The organism is Anianabacter salinae (assembly GCF_019061145.1).
In the GTDB taxonomy this organism is placed as follows: domain Bacteria; phylum Pseudomonadota; class Alphaproteobacteria; order Rhodobacterales; family Rhodobacteraceae; genus Anianibacter; species Anianibacter salinarum.
This window is the reverse complement of record NZ_JAHQZS010000008.1, coordinates 60,294-71,423: the sequence shown is the minus strand read 5'-3', so window position 1 is coordinate 71,423 and position 11,130 is coordinate 60,294. Positions and strand designations below refer to the sequence as shown.

General features: G+C 63.5%; 10 protein-coding genes and 4 tRNA genes. 5 read left to right on the top strand and 9 right to left on the bottom strand.

The window, feature by feature from the left end; all coding sequences use genetic code 11:
- The 3 genes from KTJ87_RS17165 to KTJ87_RS17155 all read right to left on the bottom strand — a co-directional run bounded on the left by KTJ87_RS17165 (window position 1) and on the right by KTJ87_RS17155 (window position 1,174).
- Window positions 1-77: transfer RNA gene (locus tag KTJ87_RS17165), tRNA-Asp, on the bottom strand.
- 36 nt (window positions 78-113) lie between these two features.
- Window positions 114-190, bottom strand: a tRNA-Asp gene (locus KTJ87_RS17160).
- Window positions 191-229: 39 nt separating this feature from the next.
- Window positions 230-1,174 carry a LysR family transcriptional regulator gene (locus KTJ87_RS17155; RefSeq protein WP_267140379.1) on the bottom strand — a complete coding sequence of 315 codons (945 nt, stop codon included), beginning with the start codon at window positions 1,172-1,174 and terminating at the stop codon, window positions 230-232.
- 91 nt (window positions 1,175-1,265) lie between these two features.
- Here KTJ87_RS17155 and KTJ87_RS17150 point away from each other — a divergent pair, with 91 nt between their 5' ends.
- Both KTJ87_RS17150 and KTJ87_RS17145 read left to right on the top strand, forming a co-directional pair.
- Window positions 1,266-1,898: a class I SAM-dependent methyltransferase gene (locus KTJ87_RS17150; protein WP_267140378.1), complete on the top strand. Its 633-nt coding sequence runs from the start codon at window positions 1,266-1,268 to the stop codon at window positions 1,896-1,898.
- Window positions 1,899-2,194: 296 nt separating this feature from the next.
- On the top strand, window positions 2,195-2,497 hold the full coding sequence (locus KTJ87_RS17145) for a hypothetical protein (protein WP_267140377.1): 303 nt from the start codon (window positions 2,195-2,197) through the stop codon (window positions 2,495-2,497).
- Window positions 2,498-2,531: 34 nt separating this feature from the next.
- Here the strand turns inward: KTJ87_RS17145 and KTJ87_RS17140 are convergent.
- The 6 genes from KTJ87_RS17140 to tgt all read right to left on the bottom strand — a co-directional run bounded on the left by KTJ87_RS17140 (window position 2,532) and on the right by tgt (window position 7,837).
- Window positions 2,532-2,607 (bottom strand) — tRNA-Val (locus tag KTJ87_RS17140).
- A 95-nt stretch (window positions 2,608-2,702) separates the two neighbouring features.
- A tRNA-Val gene (locus KTJ87_RS17135) sits at window positions 2,703-2,777 on the bottom strand.
- A 19-nt stretch (window positions 2,778-2,796) separates the two neighbouring features.
- Window positions 2,797-3,243, bottom strand: a complete 447-nt coding sequence (locus tag KTJ87_RS17130; RefSeq protein WP_267140376.1) for an HU family DNA-binding protein — start codon at window positions 3,241-3,243, stop codon at window positions 2,797-2,799.
- A 147-nt stretch (window positions 3,244-3,390) separates the two neighbouring features.
- Window positions 3,391-5,802: an endopeptidase La gene (gene lon / locus KTJ87_RS17125; RefSeq protein WP_267140375.1), complete on the bottom strand. Its 2,412-nt coding sequence runs from the start codon at window positions 5,800-5,802 to the stop codon at window positions 3,391-3,393.
- A 340-nt stretch (window positions 5,803-6,142) separates the two neighbouring features.
- Window positions 6,143-6,622 (bottom strand): hypothetical protein, encoded by a 480-nt coding sequence (locus KTJ87_RS17120; protein WP_267140374.1) that lies wholly within the window; start codon window positions 6,620-6,622, stop codon window positions 6,143-6,145.
- A gap of 84 nt (window positions 6,623-6,706) precedes the next feature.
- Window positions 6,707-7,837, bottom strand: coding sequence for a tRNA guanosine(34) transglycosylase Tgt (gene tgt / locus KTJ87_RS17115; RefSeq protein WP_267140373.1), 1,131 nt, complete (start codon window positions 7,835-7,837; stop codon window positions 6,707-6,709).
- A 72-nt stretch (window positions 7,838-7,909) separates the two neighbouring features.
- On the opposite strand from tgt, the gene rimK reads away from it, so the two are divergent.
- From rimK to KTJ87_RS17100, 3 genes are all read left to right on the top strand, one after another.
- Window positions 7,910-9,313: a 30S ribosomal protein S6--L-glutamate ligase gene (rimK, locus tag KTJ87_RS17110; RefSeq protein ID WP_267140372.1), complete on the top strand. Its 1,404-nt coding sequence runs from the start codon at window positions 7,910-7,912 to the stop codon at window positions 9,311-9,313.
- Between the two features lie 69 nt (window positions 9,314-9,382).
- Entirely contained in the window at window positions 9,383-9,748 is a 366-nt protein-coding gene (locus KTJ87_RS17105) for an SUF system Fe-S cluster assembly protein (protein ID WP_267140371.1), read from the top strand.
- A gap of 116 nt (window positions 9,749-9,864) precedes the next feature.
- Window positions 9,865-11,100, top strand: a complete 1,236-nt coding sequence (locus tag KTJ87_RS17100) for a glycerophosphodiester phosphodiesterase family protein (RefSeq protein WP_407650510.1) — start codon at window positions 9,865-9,867, stop codon at window positions 11,098-11,100.
- Window positions 11,101-11,130 lie beyond the last annotated feature (30 nt).

Sequence of the window (11,130 nt, the reverse complement as noted above, 5' to 3'; positions counted from 1 at the left end):
TGGCGCGGTTGACGGGGCTCGAACCCGCGACCCCCGGCGTGACAGGCCGGTACTCTAACCAACTGAGCTACAACCGCGCATCGCGTTGCAGAGTCTCGGGCTTCGGGCAGTGATGGCGCGGTTGACGGGGCTCGAACCCGCGACCCCCGGCGTGACAGGCCGGTACTCTAACCAACTGAGCTACAACCGCCCACTGCCCGCCCGGGTCACCCCGAACGTGACGGGCGTTCTAGGCACCTCGGCGAGGAGCGTCAAGCGCGTTCGCCCCCGGCCCGGCGTTTTCTTCGCGCCCCGCCAGCGCGTCGGCCAGACGGTCGAAAACCGCCCGCACCCGGCGGCTTGTCCGCAGCTCTTGCGGGGCGACGAGCCAGATCGGAAACAGGAACGGCCGCGTCTCTGGCAGCACCTGCCGCATCCCCGGCGCGGCGTCCCCCACCGAGGTCGGAACGATGCCGATGCCAAGCCCGGCGCAGGCGAGAGCCCAGTTGGCCAGATGATTGTCCGCGCCAACGTGAAAGTTGGCCTCGGACACTGGGAAACCGCGCTTTTGCAGGCGCTCGATCAGGGGCGTGCTGTCGCTGAAACCGATGAACTCCGCGCCGCCCATGTCGGCGGGGCCGCGCACCGGCCCCAGCCGTTCCAGATAGCTGTCATGCGCATAAAGCTGCGCCGCATCCTCTCGGATCAGCCGGGCGATCAGGTCGTTGTCGGTGGGCCGCGCGTTGCGGATGGCGATGTCGGCCTCGCGTCGGCGCAGGTCCGACAGCGAATCCGACGCCACCACCTCGAGCCGCAGCAGCGGATACTCTGCCCGCAACCGCGCCACGATCGGCGGCAGCAGATGGACGGAATACATCTGCGACGCGGTGATCCTGACGCGGCCCTCGACGCTTTGCGACTGGCCCGTGGCGGCCAGCGACAGACGCGTCGCCGCCTCGCCCATCTCGCGGACATGGCCGGCCAGGTCCAGCGCCGCCGGCGTCGGCGTCAGCGACCGTCCCACGCGCTGGAACAGGGTCACGCCAAGCTCGTCCTGCAACTGTGCGATCTGGCGCCCAAGCGTCGGCTGGGTCGAGCCAAGCGCCCGCGCAGCCGCCGACAACGAGCCTTCCTCGACCGTCGCAAGGAAGGCCCGGACATGGTTCCAGTCGAACGAGATCGCGGCCCAATTCATGCGAATATGCATATCACATGCCCAGATTTCCGCAATTCCGCATATGAAACTGTTTGGCTAGGGTGCCCTCGACCCTCAACGGAGACTGACCATGACCCAAGACAGCACCTTCCCCGCCCAATTCTGGGACAAGCGCGCCGACGCCTACGCCGCCCGCCCCGTGTCGAATCCCGGCAACTACAATGACACGCTGGACCGCACCCGCGCGCACCTGCACGGCGGCATGGACGTGGTGGAGCTGGGCTGCGGCACCGGATCGACGGCGCTTGTGCTGGCGGACGCGGCCCTGCGCTACACCGGCACCGATTTCTCCGACCAGATGATCCGCATCGCGCGCGGCAAACTGGCCGAAGCGGGCACCCCGAACCTCGACTTCGAGACGGCGGCCCTTGGGTCCGCACAGTTCGACGGCTGCCGCTACGATGCCGTGCTGGCCTTCAACCTCCTGCACCTGATCGAGGATGTTCCCGCAGCGCTGGAAGATATCCGCGCGATGCTGCCCGAAGGCGGGCTGTTCATCTCGAAATCCGCCGTGTTGGCCGGGCGCCCGCATTTCCGCGTGTTGATCGGCGCGATGAAGCTGCTGCGGATGGCCCCGGCAGTCAGCTTTTTCCGCGCCGAACAACTTGAAGGCTGGATGCGCCGCGCCGGGTTCGAGATCGTCGAGACCAAAACCTACACCGGCGCGGCACCGTCGCATTTCGTCGTGGCGCGAGCGGTGTGAGGCAACAAGGCCCTCTCGAAACAATATAGGTGACTTTTCACTTTAGGTTGCATTCATTCCTTACACAACAACTTACCATAGTTCACTCAATGTCATGACGGAGGAAGACTTGAGATCACAGAAGTCCCCTTGACCTGCGGTGTCCCAAACTTAGTTTTCGACAAGGAGGATGCATAGCTGAGTTATGTGAATGGGCCGGCCTGACGTATTGAATCTAAAGAATATCGTAAATCTCTTCTTGGAGAGATTTTCCAATATATGGATGTTTTCCCGCGTTGACGGGATGGCTTTGCGAAATGAGTGATTTTGTAGTGATCGACTCTCGGGAGTTCCTGGGCGCTCTCGCCATCCTAGGCGACACACTCGCCCAGCAAGTGAGTGATGCTGCGGACAGGCATGGGGTGGCCATCTCTGACGATGTGCCGCCGCCCGAGCATTGGCTTGAACCTGACGAAGCAAACATCATTCACGGGCTGATCGAGGCAATCCGGTTGTTGGAAACCAGCGGCGCGACCGGGCTTCCCAAAGGAAAGGAGGCGCTGCTGCGTCCACTGATCAGCGGCAAGGTGAACATAGTGAGAGAAGGCTCCAAAGCTTAGGGAACCGTCCACCACGTATGGGATCATGAAGCCGTGGTGGGTGATGAGGGACTCGAACCCCCGACATCTTCGGTGTAAACGAAGCGCTCTACCAACTGAGCTAATCACCCGTGACCGCCGCTTTACCCCAAAGCGGTGGGCCGCTTCAAGATGCGCCGCGCAGGAACGAAAACGCCCCGGCTCACGGGGGCCGGGGCGCAAATCATGGTGGGCGATACTGGGATCGAACCAGTGACCCCTTCGGTGTGAACGAAGTGCTCTACCGCTGAGCTAATCGCCCGTGAGGCGCTCGTTTAGACTTACTCCGCGGCCTCCGCAAGAGGGTCATCAGGCTTCTTTTCGTCCAGCGGCACGGTCTCGTCCACGGCCTGCTGGTTGCGGCGGACCTTGACGATGATGACCTCGCCGTTGTCCTTGTCCTTGGTGCGGTTGATCTGCAGCTTGCCCAGCGGCTGAAGGTTCATCGCCTCGCCGTTGCTCAGCGCATCGCCAAGCTCCTTGAGCAGCGCCTCGACGACCGGCTTGACGTCCTTCTTCTTGAGACCCGATGCCGCGACGACCCGGCGGATCAGTTCGGGCTTTTTCAGTTCGGTGTCATCCGCAGTCGCGTCTTCCGGCGCGGCTTCGTCGCCAAGCGAGGCCGCTGCTTCGGCGATGCTGTCGACGGACGGCACCGGCGTGTCAGCGGCGGCGCGCGCGCGGCGCGGCCTGCGGGGAGTGGTGGGTGTTTCGGCTGCTTTGGCCATGTCTGCCTGCCCGGTTCTGGGTTTTCATTGCAGCGACGTTAACATGCCATGCCCGGTCGATCCAGTTGCGCCTTGGGCGACCGCACGAATGAAAAGGGCCGCGCGGAACATCCGCGCGGCCCTGATCGGATCATGTGCAAGCAAAGATCAGTGCGCGACGGCGCCCGGCCCCTCACGGGTCATCTGGGCCGCCCGGGCCGCTGCAGCCTCTTCTTCGGCGGCCTCGTCCCAGTCGATCGCCTCGGGGGCACGCACCAGCGCCAGCTTGAGCACCTCGGACACATGGCTGACCGGGATGATTTCCAGCCCCGATTTCACGTTGTCGGGGATCTCGGGCAGGTCCTTTTCGTTCTCCTGCGGGATCAGCACGGTCTTGATGCCGCCGCGCAGCGCGGCCAGCAGCTTTTCCTTGAGCCCGCCGATGGGCATGGCGTTGCCGCGCAAGGATACCTCGCCGGTCATGGCGATGTCCTTGCGCACCGGGATCTGCGTCAGCACCGACACGATGGACGTGACCATCGCAAGACCCGCAGACGGCCCGTCCTTGGGCGTCGCGCCGTCGGGCACATGGACGTGGATGTCGATGGTGTCAAAGCGCGGCGGCTTGACCCCGATCTGCGGAGCCACCGAGCGCACGTAAGAAGCCGCCGCGTCGATGGACTCCTTCATCACGTCACCCAGCTTGCCGGTGGTCTTCATCCGGCCCTTGCCCGGCAGGCGCAATGCCTCGATCTGCAAGAGATCGCCGCCAACCTGCGTCCAGGCCAGCCCGGTGACGACACCGATCTGGTCTTCCTTCTCTGCGAGGCCATAGCGATGCCGCTGGACACCCAGGAAGTCTTCCAGATTCTCCGGCGTGATCTCGACCGCTTGCACCTCTTTCTTGACCAGCCGCGTCACGGCCTTGCGGGCCAGTTTCGCCAGCTCGCGCTCAAGGTTCCGCACCCCCGCCTCGCGGGTGTAGGTGCGGATGATCTCCATCAGCGCCTCGTCCGAGACAGAGAATTCCTTGGCACGCAGGCCGTGGTTCTTCATCTGCTTGGGGATGAGGTGCTGCTTGGCGATCTCGGCCTTCTCGTCCTCGGTGTAGCCCGACAGCGGAATGATCTCCATCCGGTCCAACAGCGGGCCCGGCATGTTGTAGGAGTTCGCCGTGGTCAGGAACATCACGTTCGACAGGTCGTATTCGACCTCAAGATAGTGGTCGACGAAGGTGCTGTTCTGTTCGGGGTCGAGCACCTCGAGCATGGCGCTGGCCGGATCACCGCGGAAATCCTGCCCCATCTTGTCGATCTCGTCGAGCAGGATCAGCGGGTTGGTGGTCTTGGCCTTCTTCAGCGCCTGGATGATCTTGCCGGGCATCGAGCCGATGTAGGTCCGGCGGTGGCCCCGGATCTCGGATTCGTCGCGCACGCCGCCCAGCGAGATGCGGATGAACTCGCGCCCCGTGGCCCGAGCGACCGACTTGCCAAGCGACGTCTTGCCCACGCCGGGCGGGCCGACGAGGCACATGATCGGCCCCTTCAGCTTCTTGCTGCGCTGCTGCACGGCAAGATACTCGACGATGCGTTCCTTGACCTTCTCAAGGCTGTAGTGGTCGTCGTCCAGCACCTTCTCGGCGTGGGTCAGATCCTTCTTGACGCGCGACTTCACGCCCCACGGGATCGACAGCATCCAGTCAAGATAGTTGCGCACGACTGTCGCCTCGGCCGACATCGGCGACATGTTCTTGAGCTTTTTCAGCTCGGCATCCGCCTTTTCGCGGGCCTCTTTCGAGAACTTCGTCGCGTTGATCTTTTCTTCCAGTTCGGCGATCTCGTTCGCGCCATCCTCGCCGTCGCCCAGCTCCTTCTGAATGGCCTTCATCTGCTCATTCAGGTAATATTCGCGCTGGGTCCGCTCCATCTGCGATTTCACGCGGGTCTTGATCTTTTTCTCGACCTGCAGGACCGACATCTCGCCCTGCATCAGGCCAAAGACCTTTTCCAGACGCGCATCCACGGCAAGCGTTTCCAGAAGCTCCTGCTTCTGGTTCACCTCGACGCCCAGATGCCCCGACACCAGGTCGGCCAGCTTGGCGGGCTCGCGGGTGTCCGCGACGGCGGCAAGCGCCTCTTCGGGGATGTTCTTCTTGACCTTGGCATAGCGCTCGAAGTCCTCGGCGACCGAACGGGTCAGCGCCGCCACGGTGTCGGGATCGCCGGCCTCTTCCACCAGTTCGATGGCGCGGGCCTCGAAATACTGGTCGTTCGGCAGGTAGTCGGTGATCTCGACGCGGGTGCGCCCCTCGACCAGCACCTTCACGGTGCCGTCGGGCAGCTTGAGAAGCTGCAGGACGTTCGCCAGAACGCCAACCTTGTAGATGCCGTCGGCCTCGGGATCATCCGCGCCGGGATCGATCTGGCTCGACAGCAGGATCTGCTTGTCTTCCTGCATCACTTCTTCCAGCGCGCGAACGGATTTTTCGCGGCCGACGAAGAGCGGGACGATCATGTGCGGAAACACCACGATGTCGCGCAGCGGCAGGACAGGATAGGACGCGTTGAGCTGTTCAGACATGCTCTCTCCTCGATTAGCAGAAGGCTCCGGCCCCGCTAGGCGGCGACCCCCGGCCTTCTCCGGTCATGGCATCGTCAAGTGGGGCTGCCGCGAGACGCTTTCAACCAGGGCCGATTTCTGTTCGGGCCAGAGTGCCCCCAGTTCCCAATGGGCGCAAGCGGCACAGGCGATGGTCCACAAGATATTGTGACGGAGAGGAGAATTCTGGGCCTATCGGAGAAGATGTTCGGCTGGAGCGTACGAACTCACCCCATCAACGGGTTGCCACTGCAAATTTGCGCCAAACCCCGCGACTCACGGGCAAGGTAGATTGAAAGGCTCTAGCAAATAGGTTTTGTCGTTAATTTCCGACCATCTCGTAAACCTGATCACGGCTCAACGAACGCTTTGAGGTCCAAGCGGCTTCAAGCACAACATCGCGCGCGCCCGCGCCCCATCCAAAAACACCGCTGTATTGAACACCGTCGTTGACACCATTGAAATAGTCGACTCCGGAAAATTCTGCTTTTCCGACACTCAACTCCGTATTGAAGCCCATGCACGAGAATTGGCCCTCACCGGCTGAATTTGTACTTCCACCACACGTAGTACCGTCCTCGGAGGTTACTGAAAAATTTGCAGAGCCAGTCATTGAACCAATCAGTGTTCCGCGAAACTGAACTGGCTCCTTGGTTGATATTGAGAGTAGCATCGCAGCGGGTAAGGTTGCGGATGTCATACCCAGTGACACGAGATCATCTTTCTGTCCCGGAGCCATAAGGGCAGCTGCTGAACAAGATGCTAGCGCACCAAATGCTAAAAAGAAATATGACCGTTTCACAATTAGACCCCCATGCCATCGCATTCAAAGAAAGGTACCACAAAGCTGGGCAAAATCAACCTAAGGAAGATTACTTGGCGCACCTCACACCGGCTCGATATCCCCCTCGGCCCGCGCGGCGTGAAACGCCGCCTCGAACGCCGCAAACCGCCCCGTCGCGATGGCGTCGCGCATCCCCTGCATCAACTCCTGATAATAATGCAGGTTGTGCCAGGTCAGCAGCATCCCCGAGATCATCTCTCCGGCGCGGAAGACGTGGTGCAGGTAAGCGCGGGAATACCCCGTGCAGCAGGGGCAGGTGCAGTTTTCGTCCAAGGGGCGCGGATCGTCGGCGTGGCGGGCGTTCTTGAGGTTCACCTGACCGCGCCGCGTCCAGGCCTGCCCGGTGCGCCCCGACCGCGACGGCAGCACGCAGTCCATCATGTCGATGCCGCGCTTGACCGCGCCGACGATGTCGTCGGGCTTGCCCACGCCCATCAGGTAGCGCGGCTTGTCCTGCGGCAACTGGTCGGGTGCATAGTCGAGACAGGAAAACATTGCCTCCTGCCCCTCGCCCACGGCAAGGCCGCCGACCGCGTAGCCATCGAACCCGATGGCGGTCAGCGCCTCGGCGCTCCGCCCCCGCAGGTCTTCCTCAAGCCCGCCCTGCTGGATGCCGAACAGCGCGTGGCCGGGCCAGTCGCCAAAGGCATCGCGCGATCGCTGGGCCCAGCGCATCGACAGCTCCATCGACGCCTCGATCCGGGCGCGGTCGGCGGGCAGCGCGGGGCATTCGTCGAAGGCCATCACGATGTCCGATCCCAGAAGCCGCTGGATTTCCATCGACCTCTCTGGCGTCAGTTCGTGCTTTGACCCGTCGATATGGCTGCGGAATGTCACGCCGTGCTCGGTCAGCTTGCGCAAGTCGGACAGGCTCATCACCTGAAAGCCGCCCGAGTCCGTGAGGATCGGCCCATCCCAGTTCATGAACCGGTGCAGCCCGCCCAGCCGGTCGATCCGTTCGGCGGTCGGACGCAGCATCAGGTGATAGGTGTTGCCAAGCAGGATGTCGGCGCCGGTTGCGCGCACCGATCCCGGCAGCATCCCCTTGACCGTGGCCGCCGTGCCGACCGGCATGAAGGCCGGGGTGCGGATCACGCCGCGCGGGGTGGTGATCGCCCCGGAACGCGCGCGCCCGTCCGTCGCCTCAAGATCGAATTTGAACCGCTCTGTCATCTGTGCTTTGCCCGCCCGTGCGAAGCCCCGGTTCTAGGGCGATTTCGCCCGGCTTGCCAAGGGAGACCCCGGATGCCCGACCTCGACCAGACGTTTCGCCTTGGGTGGGAGGAATGGGTAGCCCTGCCAAAGCTGGGCCTTCCCGCCCTGAAAGCAAAGGTCGACACGGGCGCGCGCACCTCTGCGCTGCATGCGTCTGACATCGAGCCCTTCGGCCCCGCCGCCCGCCCACGCATCCGTTTTGCCGTGCACCCGATTCCCGGCCAGTACGATCTTGCGATCCCCTGCTCGGCGCCCATCGTCGACCGGCGCGAGGTGATTTCCTCGAACGGCGAGGCGGAATACCGCTATGTCATCGAAACGCAGGTGCAGATGGGTGAGCGGCAATGGCCCATCGAGGTGACGCTGACCGACCGGGGAAGCATGGCCTACCGGATGCTTCTGGGCCGTCAGGCGCTGGCCGAGGACATGGTCGTCGTGCCGTCCGAGAAGCGCTGTCAGCCTGAACTAAGCTACGACGTTTACCATTCCGCCCGCCTGCGCGAGGCGCAGCCGGACCGCACCTTGCGGGTCGCGGTGCTGAGCCGCGAGGCGACGAACTATTCCACTACGCGGCTTGTGGACGAGGGCGAAAAGCGCGGCCATGTGGTCGAGATCATCGACACCGCGCGCTGCTACATGGCGATCAACGCGATGTCGCCCGAGGTGCATTACGACGGCGAGCGCCTGCCGCGCTACGATGCGGTGATCCCGCGCATCGGGTCCTCGATCACGCCCTACGGCACCGCCGTGATCCGCCAGTTCGAGACCATCGGCACGTATTGCGTGAACGGCTCCGAAGGCATCACCGCCAGCCGCGACAAGCTATATGCCCACCAGATCCTCGCCCGGCACAAGATCGGGATGCCCGCGACCGCCTTCGCCTCGTCCCCCAAGGACACCGACAACCTGATTAAGCTGGTCGGCCGCGCGCCGCTCATCGTGAAGCTGCTGGAATCGACGCAAGGCAAGGGCGTGGTGCTGGCCGAGACGCAGAAGGCGGCGCAATCGGTGATCTCGGCGTTTCGCGGGCTCAAGGCCAACTTTCTGGTCCAGCATTTCGTCAAGGAAGCCAACGGCGAGGACATCCGCTGCTTCGTCGTGGGCAACAAGGTCGTCGCGGCGATCAAGCGCACGGCGGCGGCGGGGGAATTCCGCTCGAACCTGCATCAGGGCGGATCGGCGGTGCTTGTCCGCATCACCAAGGCCGAACGCGACACCGCCATCCGGGCCGCGCGCGCGTTCCGGCTGAACATGGCGGGCGTCGATCTGCTGCGCTCAGACGATGGTGCGAAGGTGCTTGAGGTGAACTCGTCGCCCGGTCTCGAGGGCATCGAAAAGGCCACGTCCAAGAACATCGCCGCGCTGGTCTACGAGGACATCGAGAAGCGGGTGCGCCCGATGCCGCGCAGAAAGCGCAGCCTGCCGGACGACTGACCCCGGCTGCGGCCTTTACGCGGCAGGGATAAACCTTATATCTTCACTCGGAAATACTGCGAGGCCGCCATGACTGCCGAGACCACCGGACACCTCGAGGGCACGCCCCTCATCAAGCCGTCCAGCACGGACCATCCGCTTTACGACAGCGTCGTCGAGGCGTGCCGGTCGGTGTATGATCCGGAAATTCCGGTGAACATCTATGACCTCGGCCTTGTCTACACGGTCGAGATCGACGCCGAGAACGCGGTCAACGTCATCATGACGCTGACGGCCCCCGGCTGCCCCGTCGCGGGCGAGATGCCGGGCTGGGTCGCGGAAGCCATCGAACCCATCGCAGGGGTGAAACAGGTCGATGTGGATCTGACGTGGGATCCGCCCTGGGGCATGGACATGATGTCGGACGAGGCGCGGCTTGAACTGGGGTTCATGTAGGCCCATCAGTCGCCCCGTTGTTACCGAAGCTTCGCCTGCCCGTCATATCCCGTTAGCGCCAGCGTCACGTTGACCGACCACACCGTCTCCGTTCGACACACCTAACGGAGACGATCATGAACGCACTTCGCATTGCGACCGCGGCGGCCCTTCTGGCTGGAACTGCGGTCCCCGCATTCGCCGCCAGCCACGGCGGGATGTCCGGCGCCGCCCAGACAGGCTATGGCCCGCGCCCCGCTTACCTGGTCTCGAAGATGGCCGACAGCGAGCTGAAGACCGAGCTGATGTCCTGCATGGGCCAGACGCCCACGCAATCGAAGTTCTCGATCGGGCACCGCGGCGCGCCGCTGATGTTCCCCGAGCACACGGTCGAATCCAACGTCGCGGCCGTCCAGATGGGCGCAGGCATCCTTGAGTGCGACGTGACCTTCACCGCCGACAAGGAACTGGTCTGCCGCCACGCGCAGAACGACCTGCACACCACCACCAACATCGTCGTCACCGACCTTGCGGAAAAGTGCACCACGCCGTTCACGCCTGCCTCGGGTGACACCGGCGCCTCGGCCGAATGCCGCACGTCGGACCTGACGCTGGCCGAGTTCCAGACCCTGAAACCGAAGATGGACGCCGCGAACCGCGCCGCCAGCACCGCTGAAGAGTACCTTGGCGGCACCGCCGATTTCCGCACCGATCTCTACGTCAACGAAGCGACGCTGATGACCCATGCGGAATCGATCGCGCTGTTCGACGGCCTTGGCGCCGACTTCACGCCCGAGCTGAAATCAGCCTCGGTCGAAATGCCCTATGACGGCTTCAGCCAGGCCGACTATGCCCAGAAGATGATCGACGAGTACAAGGACGCAGGCATTGACCCGTCCCGCGTCTGGCCGCAGTCGTTCAACTTCGAAGACGTGAAGTACTGGGTCGAGAACGAGCCAGAGTTCGGCGCGCAGGCCGTGTACCTCGTGGACGACTCGTCGGTCGAAGGCTTCGACGGTATGGACCCGGCCACCTGGACCTTCGTTCCCGCCGACCTCAAGGCGATGGGCGTGAACTATGTCGCCCCGGCGATGCCCTTCCTCGTGACGCTTGAGAATGGCGAGATCGTTGCATCGGAACTGGCCAAGCAGCTCAAGGCCGCCGACATCGGCATCATCGCCTGGACGCTGGAGCGGTCGGGCCCGCTGGCCACCGGCGGCGGCTGGTATTTCCACACCGTGACCGACGCCATCGACAATGACGGCGACTATTTCGAGATCCTCGACGTTCTGGCGCAGGATGTCGGCGTGATCGGCGTGTTCTCGGACTGGCCCGCGACCGTAACCTACTACGCCAACTGCAAGGGCCTCTAAGGCCCCGCGCACACGCGTTGAAAGACAGGG